General features: G+C 65.8%; 19 protein-coding genes. 8 read left to right on the forward strand and 11 right to left on the reverse strand.

Annotated features, from left to right (window positions below):
• Window positions 1-115: 115 nt before the first annotated feature.
• Entirely contained in the window at window positions 116-2,857 is a 2,742-nt protein-coding gene (gene secA / locus PVZ77_RS04260; protein WP_187981174.1) for a preprotein translocase subunit SecA, read from the reverse strand.
• 234 nt (window positions 2,858-3,091) lie between these two features.
• Between secA and PVZ77_RS04265 the strand changes: the two genes are divergently transcribed.
• Complete coding sequence (locus tag PVZ77_RS04265) at window positions 3,092-3,550, forward strand: DciA family protein (protein ID WP_273810014.1); 459 nt, start codon at window positions 3,092-3,094, stop codon at window positions 3,548-3,550.
• Between the two features lie 4 nt (window positions 3,551-3,554).
• Here PVZ77_RS04265 and yjiA read toward each other — a convergent pair whose 3' ends face one another.
• The 3 genes from yjiA to PVZ77_RS04280 all read right to left on the reverse strand — a co-directional run bounded on the left by yjiA (window position 3,555) and on the right by PVZ77_RS04280 (window position 7,022).
• Window positions 3,555-4,547, reverse strand: a complete 993-nt coding sequence (yjiA, locus tag PVZ77_RS04270; RefSeq protein WP_273810016.1) for a GTPase — start codon at window positions 4,545-4,547, stop codon at window positions 3,555-3,557.
• A gap of 201 nt (window positions 4,548-4,748) precedes the next feature.
• Entirely contained in the window at window positions 4,749-4,952 is a 204-nt protein-coding gene (locus PVZ77_RS04275) for a YbdD/YjiX family protein (protein ID WP_007162682.1), read from the reverse strand.
• A gap of 12 nt (window positions 4,953-4,964) precedes the next feature.
• Entirely contained in the window at window positions 4,965-7,022 is a 2,058-nt protein-coding gene (locus tag PVZ77_RS04280; RefSeq protein WP_273810020.1) for a carbon starvation CstA family protein, read from the reverse strand.
• Window positions 7,023-7,332: 310 nt separating this feature from the next.
• Between PVZ77_RS04280 and PVZ77_RS04285 the strand changes: the two genes are divergently transcribed.
• From PVZ77_RS04285 to PVZ77_RS04295, 3 genes are all read left to right on the forward strand, one after another.
• Window positions 7,333-8,706, forward strand: a complete 1,374-nt coding sequence (locus PVZ77_RS04285) for a cache domain-containing protein (protein ID WP_273810021.1) — start codon at window positions 7,333-7,335, stop codon at window positions 8,704-8,706.
• Window positions 8,703-9,341, forward strand: coding sequence for a response regulator (locus tag PVZ77_RS04290; RefSeq protein ID WP_273810022.1), 639 nt, complete (start codon window positions 8,703-8,705; stop codon window positions 9,339-9,341). The genes PVZ77_RS04285 and PVZ77_RS04290 overlap by 4 nt, the downstream gene beginning before the upstream one ends.
• 144 nt (window positions 9,342-9,485) lie before the next feature.
• Window positions 9,486-9,851 carry a PilZ domain-containing protein gene (locus PVZ77_RS04295; RefSeq protein WP_273810023.1) on the forward strand — a complete coding sequence of 122 codons (366 nt, stop codon included), beginning with the start codon at window positions 9,486-9,488 and terminating at the stop codon, window positions 9,849-9,851.
• Window positions 9,852-10,316: 465 nt separating this feature from the next.
• Here the strand turns inward: PVZ77_RS04295 and PVZ77_RS04300 are convergent, their stop codons facing one another.
• The 5 genes from PVZ77_RS04300 to PVZ77_RS04320 form a co-directional block, all read right to left on the reverse strand.
• A complete protein-coding gene (locus PVZ77_RS04300; RefSeq protein ID WP_158895664.1) occupies window positions 10,317-11,027 on the reverse strand; it encodes a copper resistance protein B in 711 nt (236 codons plus the stop codon).
• Window positions 11,028-11,113: 86 nt separating this feature from the next.
• Entirely contained in the window at window positions 11,114-12,475 is a 1,362-nt protein-coding gene (gene radA, locus PVZ77_RS04305) for a DNA repair protein RadA (RefSeq protein ID WP_017639095.1), read from the reverse strand.
• 115 nt (window positions 12,476-12,590) lie between these two features.
• Entirely contained in the window at window positions 12,591-12,860 is a 270-nt protein-coding gene (locus PVZ77_RS04310) for a hypothetical protein (protein ID WP_133862128.1), read from the reverse strand.
• Window positions 12,861-13,002: 142 nt separating this feature from the next.
• Window positions 13,003-13,212, reverse strand: a complete 210-nt coding sequence (locus PVZ77_RS04315; protein WP_183633565.1) for a hypothetical protein — start codon at window positions 13,210-13,212, stop codon at window positions 13,003-13,005.
• Window positions 13,213-13,305: 93 nt separating this feature from the next.
• Window positions 13,306-13,545: a YdcH family protein gene (locus tag PVZ77_RS04320; RefSeq protein ID WP_007162691.1), complete on the reverse strand. Its 240-nt coding sequence runs from the start codon at window positions 13,543-13,545 to the stop codon at window positions 13,306-13,308.
• Between the two features lie 224 nt (window positions 13,546-13,769).
• Between PVZ77_RS04320 and mscL the strand changes: the two genes are divergently transcribed.
• Window positions 13,770-14,219 (forward strand): large-conductance mechanosensitive channel protein MscL, encoded by a 450-nt coding sequence (mscL, locus tag PVZ77_RS04325; RefSeq protein ID WP_273810026.1) that lies wholly within the window; start codon window positions 13,770-13,772, stop codon window positions 14,217-14,219.
• 213 nt (window positions 14,220-14,432) lie between these two features.
• Here mscL and PVZ77_RS04330 read toward each other — a convergent pair whose 3' ends face one another.
• Window positions 14,433-15,986 (reverse strand): TerC family protein, encoded by a 1,554-nt coding sequence (locus PVZ77_RS04330; RefSeq protein ID WP_273810027.1) that lies wholly within the window; start codon window positions 15,984-15,986, stop codon window positions 14,433-14,435.
• Between the two features lie 233 nt (window positions 15,987-16,219).
• Window positions 16,220-16,996: a ferredoxin--NADP reductase gene (locus tag PVZ77_RS04335; protein WP_273810030.1), complete on the reverse strand. Its 777-nt coding sequence runs from the start codon at window positions 16,994-16,996 to the stop codon at window positions 16,220-16,222.
• Between the two features lie 261 nt (window positions 16,997-17,257).
• On the opposite strand from PVZ77_RS04335, the gene PVZ77_RS04340 reads away from it, so the two are divergent.
• The 3 genes from PVZ77_RS04340 to PVZ77_RS04350 all read left to right on the forward strand — a co-directional run bounded on the left by PVZ77_RS04340 (window position 17,258) and on the right by PVZ77_RS04350 (window position 20,827).
• On the forward strand, window positions 17,258-18,388 hold the full coding sequence (locus tag PVZ77_RS04340; protein ID WP_273810031.1) for a methyltransferase: 1,131 nt from the start codon (window positions 17,258-17,260) through the stop codon (window positions 18,386-18,388).
• Between the two features lie 28 nt (window positions 18,389-18,416).
• Window positions 18,417-19,856, forward strand: a complete 1,440-nt coding sequence (gene cls, locus PVZ77_RS04345; RefSeq protein WP_273810032.1) for a cardiolipin synthase — start codon at window positions 18,417-18,419, stop codon at window positions 19,854-19,856.
• Between the two features lie 86 nt (window positions 19,857-19,942).
• On the forward strand, window positions 19,943-20,827 hold the full coding sequence (locus tag PVZ77_RS04350; RefSeq protein ID WP_273810033.1) for a hypothetical protein: 885 nt from the start codon (window positions 19,943-19,945) through the stop codon (window positions 20,825-20,827).
• Window positions 20,828-20,953: the final 126 nt, after the last annotated feature.

Below are 20,953 nucleotides of genomic sequence, written 5' to 3' on the forward strand. Positions count from 1 at the left end.
GCGCCCGCCTCGCCCAGCCTGGGCAAGGGGCGCAGACAGCCTAGCGGGTGGAGTTTACAACCTGTCGGCGGCTATGCCGACAGGTTGCCGTCGCCACGGCTGCCCGGGCCGGCCCTCAGTCGAGCTTGCCGTGGCACTGCTTGTACTTCTTGCCGGAGCCACAGGGGCACGGCTCGTTGCGACCGATCTTCTGGTCATTGCGCTGGGGCTGCAAGGGCACCACGGTGTCTTCGCCCTGCTCATCCTCGAGCACCTCGGGGTCGACCAGCGAAGGCGCCTCGGCGTGCTGGAACTGCATGCGCTCGGCCAGGGCTTCGGCCTCGCGGCGCATGCGCTCCTCTTCCTCGGCCGGATCTTCCCGGCGTACCTGGACGTGGGACAGCACGCGAATGGTGTCGCGCTTGATGCTGTCCAGCAGTTCCTGGAACAGGTTGAAGGACTCGCGCTTGTATTCCTGCTTGGGATTCTTCTGGGCGTAGCCGCGCAGATGGATGCCGTGACGCAGGTGATCCATGGTGGTGAGGTGGTCCTTCCAGAGGTCGTCGACCACCCGCAGCAGCATCTGCTTCTCGAAGTTGCGCAGGGCCTCGCGACCGGCCATGTCTTCCTTTTCCAGGTAGGCCGCTTCGAGCTGCTCGAGGATCTTCACCCGCAGGGTGTCCTCGTACAGCTTGTCGTCTTCGTCCAGCCATTGGCCGATGGGCAGTTGCTGACCGAAGACGCTGTAGATCTCGGCTTCCAGGCCGGGAACGTCCCACTGCTCGGGCAGCGACTGCGGCGGGATGTGCTCGTTGACCACCTGGGTCAGGGTCTCCTCGCGGAAGCCCTTGATGGTGTCGCCGACGTCTTCGTTCTCCAACAGGGTGTCGCGCATGTGATAGATCACCTTGCGCTGCTCGTTGGCCACGTCATCGTATTCCAGCAGCTGCTTGCGGATATCGAAGTTGCGGCCTTCGACCTTGCGTTGCGCCTTTTCGATGGCGTTGGTGACCATGCGGTGCTCGATGGCCTCGCCGCCCTGCATGCCCAGGGCCTTCATGAAGTTCTTTACCCGGTCGGAGGCGAAGATGCGCATCAGGCTGTCTTCCAGCGACAGGTAGAAGCGGCTGGAACCCGGGTCGCCCTGGCGACCCGCACGACCGCGCAGCTGGTTGTCGATCCGCCGGGATTCGTGGCGCTCGGAGGCGATCACGTGCAGGCCGCCGGCATCGATGACCTGCTTGTGGCGCGCCTGCCAGGCGGCCTTGATCGCGGCGATCTGCTCCTCGGTGGGATTCTCCAGGGCCGCGACTTCCACTTCCCAGTTGCCGCCGAGCAGGATGTCGGTACCACGACCGGCCATGTTGGTGGCGATGGTCACGGCGCCCGGACGACCGGCCTGGGCGATGATCTCGGCTTCCCGTTCGTGGTACTTGGCGTTGAGCACCTTGTGCTCGATGCCGGCCTGGGTCAGCAGCTGGTCGACGTACTCGGAGCTCTCGATGGAGGCGGTACCCACCAGCACCGGACGGCCTTCGGCCTGGCACTGCTTCACGTCCTCGATGATGGCCTGGTACTTCTCGGCCTGGGTCAGGTAGACCAGGTCGTTGAAGTCCTTACGGGCGATCTCGCGGTGGGTCGGGATCACCAGCACGTCGAGGTTGTAGATCTGGCGGAATTCGAAGGCCTCGGTGTCGGCGGTACCGGTCATGCCACCGAGCTTGTTGTACAGGCGGAAGTAGTTCTGGAAGGTGGTCGAGGCCAGGGTCTGGCTCTCGGGCTGGATCGGCAGTCCTTCCTTGGCCTCGATGGCCTGGTGCAGGCCTTCGGAGAGGCGGCGGCCCGGCATGGTCCGGCCGGTGTGCTCGTCGATCAGCAGCACCTGGTCCTGCTGGACGATGTACTCGACGTTGCGATGGAACAGGGTGTGGGCGCGCAGGCCGGCGAACACGTGAGTCAGGAGGCCCAGGTTGTGCGCGGAGTAGAGGCTCTCGCCCTCGGCCAGCAGACCGGTCTCGGTGAGCATCTCCTCGATGAACTGGTGACCCAGCTCGGTGATCTCCACCTGGCGGGTCTTTTCATCGATGGTGTAGTGGCCGACCTGGGTCGGATTGCCTTCCTCTTCCTCGATGTGCTGCTGCAGGCGCGGGATCAGCAGGTTGATCTTCTGGTAGAGCTCGGAGCTGTCTTCGGCCTGGCCGGAGATGATCAGCGGGGTCCGGGCTTCGTCGATGAGGATGGAGTCCACCTCGTCGACCACCGCGAAGTTCAGCTCGCGCTGGTACTTCTCGGCCATGCTGAAGGCCATGTTGTCGCGCAGGTAGTCGAAGCCGAATTCGTTGTTGGTGCCGTAGGTGATGTCCGAGGCGTAGGCGGCGCGTTTCTCTTCCGGCGGCTGGAACGGCAGGATGATGCCGACCGACAGGCCGAGGAACTCGTACAGCGGCCGCATCCAGTTGGCGTCGCGGCGGGCCAGGTAGTCGTTCACCGTGACCACATGGACGCCCTTGCCGGACAGCGCATTGAGATAGACCGGCAGGGTGCCCACCAGGGTCTTGCCCTCACCGGTACGCATCTCGGCGATCTTGCCTTCGTGCAGCGCGGCGCCGCCGATCAGCTGGACGTCGAAGTGACGCATGCCCATGACCCGCTTGCCGGCCTCGCGGACCACGGCGAAGGCCTCGGGCATCAGCACGTCGAGGGACTCGCCCTGCGCGACGCGCTGCTTGAATTCCTCGGTCTTGGCGCGCAGTTGCTCGTCGCTCAGGGAGGCAATCTGGGATTCCAACGCATTGGTGGCCACCACGACCTTGCCTAGGCGTTTGACATCTCGTTCGTTCTTGCTTCCAAAGAATTTCTTCAACAAAGGCGCAAACATATCGACTGGAATTCTTCCGCTGGAATGAGGGGAGCGAAACGGGCGGCAAGGCCTCTGCAGAGCCTGGCCAGACGCCTGGGCGCGGGGGTTGAAACCCGCGGTGTCCCGCGATGGTAATCGGGCATTCTACTCGGAAATGCCGATGAGGAAAGAACGACGGCCCCCCGGCCGCCAGGACGCCAGAGCGATCTGTTACCATCGGCGTCCTCTCTTCGCCCATCGCGAGTCCTGCGCATGGCCTTTCGCCCCCTCTCCGCCGTCGCTCCCGCCGCCCTGCTGCGCCAGGCCAAACCGCTCAAGGCGCTGTTTCGCGAGGCCGAGCGGCTGGGACGGCTGCAACAGTTGCTGGAAGAGCAGCTGCAACCCGCCGCCCGACCTCATTGCCGGGTGGCCAGCTGGCGCGAGGGCACGCTGTTGCTGGTGGTCAACGACGCCCACTGGGCGACGCGATTGCGCTATCAGCAGCGGCGCCTGCTCAGACTGCTGCAGCAGGCACCGGAATTCGCCGGCTTGCTGCGCCTGCAGTTCAAGATGCAGCCAAGTCCTGGCGTCGCCACCCGTACCCGGCCATTGCGTCAGGTCAGTCAGGTGGGCGCCGACAGCCTGCGCGAAGTCGCGGCCGGCATCCGCGACCCCAAGCTCAAGGCGGCCCTGGAGCGGCTGGCCAGTCGCACTGGCCAGTCCACCGAGTAAGTCCCTAGGTCTTGGCCACCGCCCGCTCGAAGGCGGCGCGGATGCGCTCTTCCGGCAGGTCCATGCCGATCAGCACCACGCGGCTTTCGCGCTCCTCGTCCGGCGCCCAGTCGCGTTCCCAGTCGGCGGCATAGATCTGCTGCACGCCCTGGAACAGCAGGCGGCGCTCCTCGCCAGCGATGTTGAGCAGCCCCTTGTAGCGCAGCAGGTCGCAGCCGAGGGTGTCGAGCAGCATCTCCATAACCTTGCCGATCTTGTCCTGGTCGTAGGGACGCGACTCGCGGATGGCGATGGACTGGATGCGCTCGGTGAGACTGACGGCTTCCGATACCGGTCGCAGCGGACGAAACAGCGTGGGCGGCGCCAGGTCTTCGTCGTGCAGGTTGAAGCCGCGGATGTCCAGCAACTCGGCCAGGTGGATGCGGCCATGGTCGACATGGCGGATTGGCGCGCGGCGGTTGATGCGCTGCAGGCGGTTCTCCAGCGCCTCGACGGCCGCCGGTTCGGCCAGGTCGAGCTTGGTCAGCAGCAGGCGGTCGGCGAACCCGATCTGCGCCTGCAGCAGCGGATCGCTCAGTTGCTCGCTGGCGTGGACGGCGTCCACCAGGGTCAGCACCCCGTCGAGCAGATAACGCTCGCGCAAGAGCTCGTCGGTAAAGAAGGTCTGGGCCACCGGACCGGGATCGGCCAGACCCGTGCACTCCACCACCAGGCGCTCGAAGTCCAGCTCACCGCTGTCCAGCCGCTCCAGCAGCACGGTCAGGGCATAGGCCAGGTCCTTGCTGCCGGTGCAGCAGACGCAGCCGTTGGCCACCTTCATCAGTTGCACGGCGCCGGCGTCTTCGAGCAGTTCGCCGTCGACATCCAAGGCGCTGAATTCGTTTTCGATCACCGCGATCCTGAGGCCGTGCTCGGCCTGCAGGATGTGCTTGAGCAGGGTGGTCTTGCCGGCGCCGAGAAAGCCGGTCAGGACGGTTACGGGAATAGCTTCACGCATGGAAAACTCCAGACAGAAAGAGGCCGGGCATGGAGCCCGGCCTTAGAACCTGCTCACGATCTCGCGAGCTAGAGACAAACAAGGCGAAAATGGCTGAGGAAGCGGAGTTTACGAAGGGTAAATGAGCATTCCGAAGCCATTTTCAACGCGGTTTGGCCGACGCGCAGCAGCTCGTGAACAGGTTCTGAGAGTGACCCTGGGTCAGCAGCAGCGTATGGCGCCCGACTTGCCGCCACCGTAGCGCGCTTCCTGGCGCTCGCGGAAGAAGGCTTCGTAGCTCATCACCGGCTGGTCCGGGTGCTTGCCGCGCATGTGCTCGACATAGGTGTCGTAGTCGGGCATGCCCACCAGCATCTTGGCGGCCTGCCCCAGGTACTTACCCATGCGACCCAGGTCATTGAACATGAGGACTCTCCTTTAAACGCCCGTAGCCGGCTGGAACGGGGTCTCGCGGTCGCTGCGCTCGGGCTTGGCCAGGGCGGCGCGACCGACCTTGATGGAAAAGAACAGGATGCTCATCACCACCACCAGGAACAGCACCGACAGGGTGGCGTTGGTGTAGGCGTTGAAGACGATGTGCTGCATCTGTTCCATGCTCTTGGCAGGGGCGATCACCTGCCCCTGGGCCATGGCGGTGCTGTACTTCTTGGCCAGGGCCAGGAAGCCGACCGCCGGATTCGAATCGAACAGCTTGATCAGGCTGGCGGTGGTGGTGCAGATCAGCAGCCAGACGGCCGGCACCAGGGTGACCCAGACATAGCGCTGGCGCTTCATCTTGATCAGTACCACGGAACCCAGCATCAGGGCGATACCGGCGAGCATCTGGTTGGAAATGCCGAACAGCGGCCAGAGGGTGTTGATGCCGCCCAGCGGATCGACTACGCCCTGGTACAGCAGCCAGCCCCAGAGGGCGACGCAACCGGCGGTGCCGATGACGTTGGCGGTCCAGGAGTCGGTGCGCTTCAGGGACGGCACGAAGCTGCCCAGCAGATCCTGCAGCATGAAGCGCCCGGCGCGGGTGCCGGCGTCCACTGCGGTAAGGATGAACAGCGCCTCGAACAGGATGGCGAAGTGGTACCAGAAGGCCATGGTGTTCTCGCCCGGCAGCACGTTGTGCATGATCTGGGCAATGCCCACCGCCAGCGTCGGAGCGCCACCGGCACGGGCCAGGATGGTGTGCTCGCCGATCTCGGTGGCGGTGGCCTGCAGCATCTCGGGCGTTACCACGAAGCCCCAGGTGCTGATCTTGGCAGCTACCGACACCACGTCGGCACCGACCACGGCGGCCGGGCTGTTCATGGCGAAGTAGACGCCCGGCTCGATCACCGAGGCGGCGACCATGGCCATGATGGCGACGAAGGATTCCATCAGCATGGCGCCGTAGCCGATATAGCGAGCGTGGGTTTCCTTGGCGATCAGCTTGGGCGTGGTGCCCGAGCTGATCAGGGCATGGAAGCCGGACACCGCGCCGCAGGCGATGGTGATGAACAGGAAGGGGAACAGGGTGCCCTTCCATACCGGACCGGTGCCGTCGACGAACTGGGTCAGGGCCGGCATCTTGAGCATCGGCATGGTCACCAGGATGCCGATGGCCAGGGCGATGATGGTGCCGATCTTGAGGAAGGTGGACAGGTAGTCACGCGGCGCCAGCACCAGCCAGACCGGCAGTACGGCGGCGACGAAGCCGTAGCCGATCAGCATCCAGGTGATCTGCACGCCGGTGAAGGTGAAGGCCGGACCCCACACCGGATCGGCGGCGACCACGCCACCGGCCCAGATGGAGGCCAGCAGCAGCACCACGCCGACCAGCGAGATCTCGCCGATGCGACCAGGGCGGATGTATCTCATGTAGACGCCCATGAACATGGCGATCGGCAGGGTGGCGATCACCGTGAACATGCCCCAGGGACTCTCGGCCAGGGCCTTGACCACGATCAGCGCCAGCACCGCGAGGATGATGATCATGATCAGGAAGCAGCCGAACAGGGCGATGGTGCCGGGGATGCGCCCCATCTCCTCGCGCACCATGTCGCCCAGGGAGCGCCCGTTGCGGCGGGTGGAGAGGAACAGGACCACGAAATCCTGGACCGCGCCGGCGAAGACTACCCCGGCGATCAGCCAGAGGGTGCCGGGCAGATAGCCCATCTGGGCGGCGAGCACGGGGCCGACCAGCGGACCGGCGCCGGCGATGGCGGCGAAGTGGTGGCCGAAGAGGATGTGCTTGTTGGTGGGGACGTAGTCCAGGCCATCGTTGTTGAGGACGGCAGGCGTGGCCCTTTTGGCGTCGAGCCCCATCACCTTGGTGGCGATGAACAGGCTGTAGTAGCGGTAGGCAACGAGGTAGATCGCCACGGCGGCGACCACGATCCAGAGGGCGTTGATCGCTTCGCCTCGACTCAGCGCCACGGTACCCAGCGCGAAGGCGCCCAGTACGGCAACGGCGAACCAGGCTAGATGGCTGGCCATTCGGGTCATGCTTGTTCTCCTGCCGCGCGCCAGTGGCCGCGGCGATACTTGTTATTGTTTGAGAGCCTATTCAAAGTCTCGCGAGCTAGAGCCAAACAAGGCGAAAATGGCTGAGGAAGCGGAGTTTACGAGTGGTAAATGAGCATTCCGAAGCCATTTTCAACGCCGTTTGGCCGACGCGCAGCAGCCTTTGAACAGGCTCTGAGAGCCCATAGCGGAGCCATATTACTATCGGCGGCTCGACGCGACAGCGAAATTCGCAGAACTACCCAAGGCCCGCTACGTAGTTCTACGTAGCGGACAGTCCGGACAGGTGCCGATGCAGCTCAAATACAAGATGGTTGCCCTCGGACTGCTGCCCCTGCTGCTGGCGGTGGCCGCGGTCTGCCTGGTGGTACTGGAACAGAGCCAGCGCCTGGGCGAGCAGCAGGCCCGGCTGCTCGAACACAGCATCCTCGGCAGCAAGAAGACCGAGTTGCGCAACTATGTGGAGATGGGCGTCAGTGCCATCCAGCCGCTGTACGGCAGCGGTCGCGACGACGAGGAAACCAAGGCCAGGGTACTGGCGCTGCTGGCCAGTCTGAATTTCGGCAGCGACGGCTACTTCTTCGTCTACGACCAGCATGGCCACAATCTCATGCATCCGCGCCAGCCCGAACTGGTCGGCCAGGATCTCTGGCAACTGACCGACGGTACCGGCCTGCTGGTCATCCAGGCGCTGCTCAGGAGCGCCCGGGAAGGCGATGGCTTCCAGCGCTATGGCTGGCAGAAACCCTCCAGCGGCCAGATGGCGGAAAAGCTCGCCTACGTGACCCAGCTGCAACGCTGGGGCTGGGTGCTGGGCACCGGCCTCTACCTGGACGACGTGGACGCCGCCCTCGCCCAGGTCCGCCACGACGTGGCCGCCGGCATCCGCACCACCCTGCTGGCCAGCGCCGGGGTGGCCCTGGTGGCGGTGCTGCTGGTGTTCGCCGGCGGCCTGACGCTCAACGTCAGCGAGCACCGCCTGGCCGATCGCAAGCTCAAGCAGCTGACCCAACGCCTCATCACCTCCCAGGAAGAGGAAAGGTCGCGGCTGTCACGCGAGCTGCACGACGGCATCAGCCAGTTGCTGGTGTCCATCAAGTTCCAGTTCGAACTGGCCAGCCGCGAGCTGGGTGCGGGCAGGCCCAGTGCCGGCGAGACCCTGCGCGAGGGCACCCAGCGCCTGGCCGCCGCCATCGGCGAGATCCGCCGCATCTCCCACGACCTGCACCCTTCCCTGCTGGACACCCTCGGTCTGCCTGCCGCGCTCGGCCAGCTGGTGGAGGAATTCCGCCAGCGCAGCGGCCTGGACGTGGACTATCGACAGACCCTGGACGACAATCCCGCCGGCGGCGACATGGACGTCGCCCTGTTTCGCATCGTCCAGGAGGCCCTGACCAACATCGAGCGCCACGCCGCGGCCCGGCGCGTGGTCATCGACCTGCAACGACGCGGTCGCTGGATCTGCCTGACCGTGCACGATGACGGCCGCGGCTTCGATACCGGCCAGGTGGAGCGCCTCAGCGGTGGCATCGGCCTGCGCAACATCCGCGAGCGCGTGGAGCTGTTCGGGGGTCGCTGCGCCATCCAGTCCGGACCCGGTGGCACGACCCTCGACGTGGTTCTGCTACGCTCGGACCTCCCGGCCGACGAGGAAAGCCCGACATGACGCCCATCCGCATCCTCCTGGTCGACGACCATGCCCTGGTCCGCGCCGGCGTGCGGGCGCTGCTGGGCACCATCGAGCGCTTCGTCGTGGTCGGCGAGGCCGGCAGCGGCGCGGAGGCCCTCGAACTGCTGGCGCGCCTCGATCCGGACATCCTGCTGGTGGACATCGGCCTCAAGGACATCAACGGCCTGGAGCTGACCGCCCTGATCGCCGAGCGCGCGCCCCGCGCCCGGGTACTGATCCTGAGCATGTACGACAATCGCGAGTACGTGAGCACCTCGCTGCGGGTCGGCGCGGCCGGCTATGTGCTCAAGGATGCACCCTCGGAGGAGATCATCGCCGCGGTGGAAGCCCTGGCGGTCGGCGGGCGCTTCTACAGCAGCGCCATCGCCGCCCGCCTGGGTGAAGGAGGCGCCAGCGAGGGCGACCTCACCCCGCGGGAACGCCAGGTGCTGCTGCTGATGGCTCAGGGCCTCAACAACAAGACCATGGCCCAGCAGCTGGGGCTCAGCGTGCGCACGGTGGAGACCCATCGCCTGAGCATTCGCCGCAAGCTGGACATCCAGAAGCCGGCCGACCTGGTCCGCCATGCGCGCGAGTACGGCTGGCGCCCAGAGGGCACGTCCAGCTTCTGACAAAGGCCACTGCTCGCACCCTGGCGACCAATGAGCGCCCTCGCTGTGGCTCCGCTGGCCGCAGCCGGCTACCCTTCCAGGCGCAGTCGATACGGGACGGCCACGGTCGTCTACAGTGATCAGGAAACCTCAGGAAGCCTTTCCATGAACGACACCAACGAGCGTCGCCGCTTTACCCGCTTCACCTTCGATGCCCCTGCGCAGTTGCACCAGGGTGAGCGCCAGTGGGCGGCGCCCGTGGACGACATCTCGCTCAAGGGTGTGCTGCTGGCACGACCCGCCGACTGGTCGGCCCAGCCAAGCGCCGCCTATGAACTGCGCATCCTGCTCAACGACGAGGCCCAGGTGACCATGGGCGTGGAGCTGGTGCGGGAAACTCCCGAGCAGCTGGCCTTCGCCTGCCGCCAGATCGACCTGGATTCCATCAGCCACCTGCGCCGCCTGGTGGAGCTGAACCTGGGCGACGAGACCCTGCTGGAGCGCGAGCTGGCGGCACTGGGCACGCCTTGAGCGACCTAAGCAGTAGGTTGGGTTGAGCGAAAGCGAAACCCAAGGGGGCGAGCTCAGCCCTGGCTGTCGGGCTTCGATGATGAGGCTGTCTCAACCCAACCGACGGTATCGGTAGCTTCGTAGGTTGGGTTGAGCGATAGCGAAGCCCAACGGGGCGAGTTCAGCCCTGGCTGTCGGGCTTCGATGATGAAGCCGTCTCAACCCAACCTACGGTATCAGTAGCTTCGCAGGTTGGGTTGAGCGAAAGCGAAGCCCAACGGGGCGAGTTCAGCCCTGGCTGTCGGGCTTCGATGATGAAGCCGTCTCGACCCAACCTACGGTATCGGTAGCTTCGCAGGTTGGGTTGAGCGATAGCGAAGCCCAACAGGGCGAGTTCAGCCCTGGCTGTTGGGCTTCGACGATGAGGCTGTCTCAACCCAACCGACGGCGAAATTAGCCTCGTAGCGCAGCGAAGCCCAATGAGGTTTAGAACTCCAGATGCAGACCCACCACCAGGCGCGCGTCGTGGGTGTCCTCGCCCTCTTCGCGCGCCATGGCGGCGGTATTGCCGTGGGTGGCGTTCCAGGATACGCCGACATAGGGCGCGACCTCCGGGGTCACCTGGTATCTCAGGCGCAAGCCCGCCTCGCTTTCGGCAAAGCCGGCGCCCTGGCCGCGAGACTCGTCGTTGCGGCCGTAGAAGTTGAGCTCGGTATGGGGCTGGAGGATCAGCCGCTGGGTCAGGGCCCAGTCGTATTCGGCTTCCAGGCGCAGGGCGGTCTGGCTGTTCTCGCCGAAGAAGGCGGTGATCTCGATGTCGAGATCCTCGGGATCGTGCTCTTGGATGCCCAGGGCCGCCCAGGTCTGTGGCGAGCCGGGTTTGAAATCCTGGCGAATGCCGGCCACGCTGCCCCAGCCCTTGGCCAGGCTGTGTCCCCAGAGCGCCTGCACCTCGGCCTGCTCGGTGTGGCCGTTGGTACGCTCGCCCTGGCTGCGGAAATCCAGGCGATTGGCGCCGCCGCCCAGGGCCCAGCCTTCCAGATCCCAGTTGAAGACGCTGCCTTCGTCGGCATGCTGCCACTCCAGCTGATCCACCTCCAGGCTGGCCGGGGCGGAGCTGCTGGGATCGGCGGCCTGCACCAGGGCACTGGTGGCAAGGCCGGCAAGGAACAGGGAAAGCGGGAGCAGACGAGGCATGGCAGGTATCCGGGTTCGTGGAAGCGCCTGATAGACCACCCTGCCCCACCGAGAGTTTTAAAAAATATTACAAATGCCGCCCAAGGCTACTCGAAGAGCGCATCCAGCGCCTGCTCGAGGCGGGTCACGGCCACCACCTGCAGACCGGGCGGCGGATCCTTGGGGGCATTGCCCTTGGGTACGATGGCGCGCTTGAAGCCGTGCTTGGCGGCTTCCTTGAGGCGCTCCTGGCCACTGGGCACCGGGCGGATCTCGCCGGACAGGCCGATCTCGCCGAACACCAGTAGGTCATGCGGCAGGGCGCGGTCTCTCAGGCTGGAGATCACCGCCGACATCAGCGCCAGATCCACCGCCGTCTCCAGCACCTTGACCCCGCCGACCACGTTGATGAAGACGTCCTGGTCGTAGGTGGGAATGCTGCCGTGGCGGTGCAGTACCGCCAGCAGCATGGCCAGGCGATTCTGGTCGAGGCCCACGGTGACCCGGCGCGGATTGGCCAGGTGACTGGTGTCCACCAGGGCCTGCACCTCCACCAGCATCGGCCGCGAGCCTTCCCAGGTCGCCATGACCACGCTGCCGGCCACTGCTTCCTGGGCGCGGTTGAGGAAGATCGCCGAGGGGTTGGAGACCTCCTTGAGGCCCTTGTCGGTCATGCCGAACACGCCCAGTTCGTTGACCGCACCAAAGCGGTTCTTGACCGCTCGCAGCATGCGCAGACGGCCGTCGGACTCGCCCTCGAAATAGAGCACGGTGTCGACCATGTGCTCGAGTACCCGCGGTCCGGCCAGGGCGCCCTCCTTGGTGACGTGGCCGACCAGGAAGATGGCGGTGCCGGTCTGCTTGGCGAATCTCACCAGCAGGGCCGCGCTCTCGCGCACCTGGGCCACACCGCCGGGAGCGGACTGCAGCTGTTCGGTGAAGATGGTCTGGATGGAGTCGATCACCATGACCCGCGGCTTTTCCTGGCGGGCGGTGGCGACGATGGTCTCGATGCAGGTCTCGGTCATGACCTTGAGCTTGTCTTCCGGCAGCCCCAGGCGTCGAGCGCGCATCGCCACCTGCTGCTGGGATTCCTCGCCGGTGACATAGAGTGCCGGCATGCGCGCCGCCAGGTGGCAGAGGGTCTGCAGCAGGATGGTGGACTTGCCGATGCCGGGATCGCCGCCGATCAGCACCACGGAGCCATCCACCAGGCCACCACCCAGCACCCGGTCGAGTTCGGTGGAGTCGGTGGTGAAGCGCGGGGTTTCTTCGACGCTGACCTCGGCCAGGGTCTTGATGGTCGCCTGTGCCCCGGCCCAGCCGGCGCGACCGGAAGGGACGGCCGAGGTCTCGACGACGGTTTCCACCAGGGTGTTCCAGGCACCGCACTCGCCGCACTGACCCGCCCACTTGGGAAAGGTGGCGCCGCATTCGGTGCAGCCGTAGAGACGCTTGGCCTTGGCCATGGCGGAATTCTCCAGTCGAGAAAGGAAGGTTCCCAGCATATCACGACTGGATGCATAGACAGTAAAAAGGCGCGATCCCGGGGGAGCGCGCCTCTCTCACTAGCGGGCTTGAGCGTTAGTTGCCCTCGCCACCCGGCTGACGCAGCATGGTCAGGGCCTGGTTGGCCTGGGCGATGCACTTCTTCTCGTCGCCGGCCTTCTGGGCCTCCATGGCGCTCTTGCGGAAGCTGGCGATCTGTTGGGCCTGGGAACTGCCCGGGCCGATCATGTTGGTCTTCATCTTGCTGGCATCGTCCAGCTTCTGCAGCTGGACCGCGCACAGATCCTTGGCGAATACGGGTGCAGCGGCGAACATCATCAGGGCGATCAGGGCGGTACGCTTCATGGGGACATCCTCGTTGGGAGGGCCAGGTAGGCCGGATAAACCTCGCTCACCCCGCGAAATTCGCCTGGGGTACCCCATTGACCGCCAGGTACCGCCGGTCGTTCAGCGCTTGATCATCCGGGTCTGCTGCGAGGTTCTGGCGCTAGTGCTTGAGCGTGGACACCATCTCAACATCGCCCCTTAACCAGACCGGCAATGCCTGTTGCCAGCGCTCCTGTTCGAGTAGCTGCAGATTGGCCAGCAGGCGGCTGTATTCGGCAAATTCCAGCTGCACCCGACGACGCTGGGCTTCCACGGCCGCCTCGGTGATCCACAGGTGCCACTGCTGGTACATCGCCACTTCGTCGGTCATCGGTCCTCTCCTGGGAGACCATGATGGCAACGCCAGCGGCCCTTGCCAATCGCATAAACGTGGGCTCGGCGTCACGCGCCGAGCCCGGCACGGCTAGGACGGGTATTTCAGCTGCTGAGCGATCTTGTCCTTGAGCAGGACCCGTTCGCGCCGCAGGCGACCCAGTTCCTCGTCGCCGCTGGATTCTTCGACCTCCTCCAGATCGAGGATCTGCTGGTCGAGCTTGGCGTAGTCTTCCAGCAGTTTGGCAAAGGCCGCATCGGTCTGGGGACGGCTGTCCAGCTGCTCGGCGTATTCGGGAAAGTCTTTGTGCAGGTCGTGTTTGGCAACCATCAGGGGCTCCTAGGGGCGAGAGGTGGAAGTCGCGAGGGTTGCAGCCCTCGACGTACAGGGTGGACCCGGCCCTTTCGACAAAGTGCGACAGCCACGACCAGCTACCGATTTCGCGGCGATTTGCCGCTGCCGGGGAACCTCAGGACCGTTCGCAGGGTTCCAAACCCGAGCGAAGCGAGCACAATCGTCTATCGTCTCTTCGAAACCATCCAAAGGAGTGCAGCATGAGCATCATTGCCGAGTTCAAGAAATTCGCCATGAGAGGCAACGTGGTCGACCTGGCGGTCGGCATCATCCTGGGCGCGGCTTTCGGCAAGATCGTGTCGTCCTTCGTGGCCGACATCATCACGCCGCCGCTGGGCCTGTTGCTGGGGGGCGTGGATTTCTCGCAACTGGCGATCACCCTGAGGGCCGCCGTGGGTGACCAGCCGGCCGTGGTCATGTCCTACGGCAAGTTCCTGCAGACCATCTTCGACTTCGTGATCATCGCCTTCGCCATCTTCATGGCGATCAAGGTGCTCAATCGCCTGCGTCTGCACCAGGAGGCCGCTCCGTCCGGCCCGACCAAGGATCAGGTGCTGCTGACCGAAATCCGTGACCTGCTGAAGGAGCAGAACAGCCAGGCGACCGTGGCCCCTGCAGTGAAGCAGGAACCGCCGATCAACCCGCTGTAAGCCTTTCAAAGGCGGCTGCGCGTCGGCCAACCTGCGTTGAAAATGGCCTGGGTCGCCAGCCCGGCCTGGGCGGCCCCGTCGGAATGCTCATTTACCACTTGTAAACCCGAGCGCGGGTCCGATCCGCTTCCTCAGCCATTTTCGCGGGGCCGCCTAGGCCTTGTTTGACTCTAGCTCGCAGCCTTTGAACAGGCTTTCAGAACGCCCGCCTCGCTAGGAGGCGGGTCGCTCCAGGCGGATCCAGCCGATCCGCCGATCCTTGACCGACTCCACCGTCAGCTGCCAGCCCTGGTATTCCAGGCGATCGCCGGCCACCGGCAGGCGGCCCAGCAGGTCCACCACCAGGCCGCCGAGGGTCTGATAGTCCTCGTTTTCGGCGATCTGGAAGCCGGTGCGCTGGGCCAGGGGATGCAGCGTCAGGCCACCGCTGGCGCGATAGCCGTTTTCCACCTTCTCCAGCTCCGGCAGGCTTTCCTCGCTGGCGTCCGGCATCTCGCCGGCAATGGCCTCGAGGATGTCGGTCAGGGTCAGCAGACCTTCGAAGCCACCGAATTCGTTGACCACAAAGGCCACGTGAGTCGAGGCCGCACGCAGTTGCTCCAGGGCCCCGAGTACCGAGGCCTGGGCCGGCAGATGGATGGGCGTGCGCACGCGATTGCGCAGGTCGGGCGTCTGGCCCTGCAGGATGTCGGTGAACAGCTCCTTCTTGTGCACGTAGCCCAACGGTTCATCGATATTGCCGTTGACCACCAGCGGCAGGCGCGAGTGGGCCGAGGCCAGCAACTGCTCGCGCAGGCGCTCCGGGGCGGCGTCGGCATCGAGGATGTCGACGTCGGCGCGAGCGGTCATCACCGTGCGCACCGGGCGCTCGCCCAGTTGCAGTACGCCACTGATCATCAGTCGCTCGCGGCGATCGAAGATCGGGCCTTCGCCCTTCTCGCCGTCCATCAACTCGGCGATGTCCTCGTCCACCTCGTCTTCGCGCAGGCGACCGCCCAGCAGGCGCAGCACGGCCTGGGAGGTCCGCTCGCGCATGCCGAGGCGCTCGTGCAACTGGCGCTTGCGCTTCCAGCGCACCACCTGGTTGGCCAACTCGATAAGGATCGAGAAGCCGATGGCGGCATAGAGATAGCCCTTGGGGATATGGAAGCCCAGGCCTTCGGCGGTCAGGCTCAGACCGATCATCATCAGGAAGCCCAGGCACAGCATGATCACCGTGGGGTGGGCGTTGACGAAGGCGGTCAGCGGCTTGCTCGCCACCAGCATCAGACCGATGGAGATGATCACGGCGATCATCATCACGCTCAGGTGCTCGACCATGCCCACGGCGGTGATGACGGCGTCCAGCGAGAACACGGCGTCGAGCACCACGATCTGCGCGACCACCGGCCAGAAGGCCGCATAGGCACGATTGCCACCGGTCTTGTGGGTATGGCCCTCGATCCGTTCGTGCAACTCGGTGGTGGCCTTGAACAGCAGGAAGATACCGCCGAACAGCATGATGAGGTCACGGCCGGAGAAGGCCTTGCCGAATACCTCGAACAGCGGTTCGGTGAGGGTCACCATCCAGGAGATGCTGGCCAGCAGGCCCAGACGCATGATCAGCGCCAGCGACAGGCCGATCACCCGCGCCTTGTCACGCTGCGCGGGCGGCAGCTTGTCGGCGAGGATGGCGATGAAGACCAGGTTGTCGATGCCCAGGACGATTTCCAGGACGATCAGGGTGAGCAGTCCCAACCAGGCGGTGGGATCGGCGATCCATTCCATCAGCGGCGGACCTCCGTCTGAAGGGGCCGAACGGCCACGGAGGGGATAAGGCGAGAGGGGGTGTCAGCCGCACCTGGCACAAGGGCCGGGGGCGGCTCGGATCTGTCACTGCTCATCGGAACTCGAAAGGTAGCCTTGGAAATTCCGATCCTAGAGCAAGGCGGGCCCAAAACTAAAGGCCCAACCTTTTCCAATTGTGAAGAAAACGTAAAGACGCCGGTGCGACGCGGCCTTTACCAGTAGTTCTCCACCGCCACCTGGCCGGGCCGGCGACTCAGGGCCAGCTGCAGATCACGGGTCTTGAGCAGCTGGCGGGTGTCGTCGACCATCTCCGGGTTGCCGCAGATGAGGATGCGCGAGTGCTCGGGCGAGAGTTCGACGCCGGCGGCGCGTTCCAGCTCGCCGTTCTCGATCAGGGTGGTGATGCGGCCACGCAGGGCGCCGGGATGCTCCTCGCGAGTGACCACGGGGACATATACCAGGCGATCGGTGAGGCCTTCGAGGTGTTCCACCTGGCCGTAACCGCGGATGACCTCCTGGTAGGCCAGGTCACGGGCTTCGCGCACACTGTAGACCAGCACGATGCGCTCGAAGCGCTCCCAGGTATCGGGTTCCTGCAGCATCGACAGGAAGGGCGCCAGACCGGTACCGGTGGCCAGCAGCCAGAGATCGCGACCGCCGCCGAAGCGCTCCAGGGTGAGATAGCCGTAGGGCTGCTTTTCCACCAGCAATTCGTCGCCCTCGCGCAGGCGGCTCAGCTCGCTGGTGAAGGCCCCGCCCGGCACCACGATGGAAAAGAATTCGAGGAAGTCGTCGTGGGGCGCCGAGACCATGGAGTAGGCCCGCCAAACGACGTCGCCATCGGCCTTGCGCACGCCCAGACGGGCGAACTGGCCGGCGCGAAAGCGATAGCGCGCATCGCGGGTGGTCCTCAGGCTGAAGAGGTTGTCGCTCCAGGGCCAGACGGCGGTGATCGTCTCGTGGGTGAACTTGTCTTCGGTGGCGGTCATACTGGCCTCTTTTTCCCGATTGCTTAGAGCCTGTTTACGATCTCGCGAGCTAGAGCCAAACAAGGCCTAGGCGGCCCCGCGAAAATGGCTGAGGAAGCGGACCGGTCTCGTGTTCGCGTTTACGAGTGGTAAATGCGCATTCCGACCGGGCTGGCGACCCAGGCCATTTTCAACGCCGTTTGGCCGACGCGCAGCAGATCGTAAACAGGTTCTTTGCGCCATTGTCCCGCACTGGGCCGCCGATAAACACCGACAGAAACCATGCCTTCTCTCGTCTCGCCCTTCGCCACCCTCGAACTCGACCGTCAGCCACCGCGCCGCGACGATCCCCTGCAGGCCTTCGACGCCGCCGACGAGTACCTGCTGCAGCAGGTCGCGGAGAGCGGCCTGGACCCCGCCGCCCGGGTGCTGGTGCTCAACGACGGCTTCGGTGCCCTGGCCGCCAGTCTCGCCGGCCATGCCCGGGTGACCTCCAGTGGCGACTCGCACCTGGCGGCCCTGGCGCTGGCGGCCAACCTGGCGCGCAACGGCCTCGCTGCCGAGACGGTGACCTTCGTCCCGGCCAGCGAGGCGACCAGCGGTCCCTTCGATCTGGTGCTGGTGCGGGTGCCCAAGACCCTGGCGTTGCTGGAGGAACAACTGATCCGCCTGCACGGCCAGCTGGCGCCCGGTGCGCGGGTGATCGCCGCCGGCATGCTCAAGCACCTGCCCCGCGCCGCCGGCGACCTGCTGGAGCGGCATATCGGCCCGGTGCAGGCTTCGCTCGCGGTGAAGAAGGCGCGGCTGCTGTCTGCCACGCCCGAGACGCGGCCGGCGGTGGCCTCGCCCTACCCGAGTCGTTATCGCCTGGATGCACCGCCGCTGACCCTGGTCAACCACGCCAACGTCTTTTGCCGCGAGGGCCTGGATATCGGCACCCGCGCCTTCCTCCCGCACCTGCCTCAGCAGCTGGGCCAGGCCCGGGTAGCCGATCTCGGGTGCGGCAACGGCGTGCTGGCCCTGGCCTGTGCCCTGGCCAATCCGGAGGCGCAATTCACCCTGGTGGACGAGTCCTACATGGCGGTGCAGTCGGCGCGGGAAAACTGGGCCGCGGCCTTCGGCGACCGTCCGGTGGCGATCCGCGCGGCCGACGGCCTGGCCGACCAGCCGCCGCGGTCGCTGGACCTGATCCTCTGCAACCCGCCGTTCCACCAGCAGCAGGTAGTGGGTGACTTTCTCGCCTGGCGCATGTTCCAGCAGGCGCGAGCGGCGCTGACCGAACAGGGCGAACTCTGGCTGGTGGGCAATCGCCACCTGGGTTACCACGCCAAGCTCAAGCGGCTGTTCAGGCGCGTCGAACAGATCGCGGCCACTCCGAAATTCGTGGTGCTCAGGGCGGTCCAACCTCTCTGACATCCACCCCGGAGCGAGAGCTGCCCGCGTGCCTTCCCTGCCCCTCGATCTCCACTACATCGCCCTGGTCCTCGAACTGATCGGCATCAGCGCGGCGATCCACGCCATCATCACGGTGCGTACCGCCCAGGGCGCCATGGCCTGGGCCATGGCGCTGGTGTTCATGCCCTTCCTCAGCCTGGTCCCCTATCTGGTGTTTGGCCGGCGGCGCTTCGACAGCTATGTGAAGGCGCGGCGCCAGGCCGACGAGGAGATGGCGCGCCAGGCCGCCGAGCTGGACTGGCGGCCCTGGATCGCCGAGGCCATGGCCGCCCAGCAGTGCAGCGCCGCCAATCGCAAGCTCAGGGCCATGACCGCCCTCACCGGCACCCCCTGCGTCGCGAACAATCAGGTGCGTCTGCTGATCAACGGCGAGGAAACCTTCGCCGCCATCCTCACGGCCATCCGCGGCGCGCAAAAGGTGGTGCTGGTGCAGTTCTTCATCATCCACGACGATGCCCTCGGCCTGGCCCTGCAGAACACCCTGCTCGACCGGGCCCGCGCCGGGGTGCAGGTCTTTCTGCTGTACGACGCCATCGGCAGCCATGCCCTGCCGCGCGCCTATGTGGAAAAGCTGCGCGAGGCCGGTTGCGAGGTGAAGGGCTTCAGCAACAGACGCGGGCTGATCAACCGTTTCCAGGTCAACTTCCGCAACCACCGCAAGATCGTCATCGTGGATGGCGAGGTGGGCTTCACCGGCGGGCTCAACGTCGGCGACGAATACATGGGCCTCAAGCCGCCCCTGGCGCCCTGGCGCGATACCCACCTGGAATTGCGCGGTCCGGCGCTGGCCACCCTGCAGGAGACCTTCGCCCAGGACTGGTACTGGGTCACCCGGCGGCTGCCCACCCTGCTGCTGCCGGAACGCTACGAAGAGGGTGGCGTGCTCTGCCAGGTGGTGCCCAGCGGGCCGGCGGACGACCAGGAGACCTGCTCGCTGTTCTTTGTCGAGGCCATCCACTCGGCGCGCCACCGGGTCTGGATCACCACGCCCTATTTCATCCCTGACGAAGCCGTTTCGGCCGCCCTGCGTCTGGCTGCCCTGCGCGGGGTCGACGTGCGCATCCTGCTGCCCTCGCGACCGGACCACAAGGTGGTCTATGCCGCCTCCTATCTCTATGCCTTCGAAGCGGTGCACGCCGGGGTGCGGGTGTTCCGCTACGGCCCGGGCTTCCTGCACCAGAAGGTGGTGCTGATCGACGAGGACGTGGCCGCGGTGGGCAGCGCCAACCTGGACAACCGCTCCTTCCGCCTCAACTTCGAGGTCATGGTGATGGTGATGGACGTCGCCTTCGCCTGGGAGGTGCGCAAGATGCTCGAGCAGGACTTCAGTCGCTCGCGCGAACTCACCCCCGAGGACAACACCGCCCTGCGCCGCTGGCGGCGGGTGGCCATGCGGGTGGCGCGGGTGTTCTCACCGGTACTCTAGGGCCTCGGAACCCGCTCCGCGACGGTTCGGTCCGATAGCTCATGGCGCCACGCCCGGAGCGCCCCGCGCCCCCGGAGTCGCCCGCCATGCCATCCTTTGCGCCCCTGCATTGCGCCTGCCTGCTGGCCGGCTGCCTGGCCGTGGCGGCCCATGCCGCGCCACGCAGCGTGCCCTCCATCGAGAGCGAGGACGCCGCCCTGGGCAGCGTGGAGGTCAGCGAGGCCGCCGGGCGCTTCCATCCGCTCCTGGGCGTGGACGTGCGCAACGGCGACTTCTCCCGTGGCAACTACGATGACGACGCAGCCAGCCTCGACCGCATCCCCTTGCACCTGCAGGCGGGCTTCGCCCTGGATCTGCACCAGGGTGCCGACGGTATAGCCGATGCCTGGCTGGTGTTCAGCAGCAGCAATGGCCTGCACAGCCCGTCCAGCGAGGAGCAGGTCAGCCCGCGGCGCTGGTACGAGAGCAACAATCTGCTGGGGTTGGTGGTGTCACCGGTCGACGGCCTGAGGGTCGGCTTCGTCTACACGGTGAAGAGCAGCCCCAACGACGTCGCCGCGACCACTCAGGAAGCCAGCCTGACCCTGGCCTATCAGGCCGATACGGGCCTGGGTGCCTGGCGCCCGGGACTGGCGGTGACCACCCGCGCCCAGGGCGATGGCGGTCTCTACACCCAGGGCAGCCTGGAACCCGGACTGGACCTCTCGGCCAGCGGTCTGCGCCTGAGCTTCCCCAGCGCCCTGGGGGTGGGCTGGAACGGCTTCTATGGGCCGGACTCCGGTGACCGCCTCTATGCCCGTACCGGCCTGGCCCTGGAGCAGCCCTTTCGCTGGGGCGAGACACGCTGGAGCGCTCGCGCCGAAGCCCTGGCGCTCTATCGCGACGGCGCCCTGCGCGACTTGAGCGGTCCGGAGGGCGAGACCGACGGCGTGGTCCCCCAGGTGACCCTCAGCCTGTCCATGGCCTATTAGAAGCTGTTCGCGATCTCGCGAGCTAGAGCCAACAGGGCCCAGGCGGCCCCACGAAAAGGCCTGAGGAAGCGGATCGGACCCGGGTTCGCGCGGGAACTTACTCAGGGTGAATGCGCATTGCGACGG

This window comes from Pseudomonas sp. SHLD1 (genome assembly GCF_028640935.1).
Lineage (GTDB): Bacteria > Pseudomonadota > Gammaproteobacteria > Pseudomonadales > Pseudomonadaceae > Chryseomonas > Chryseomonas aestiva.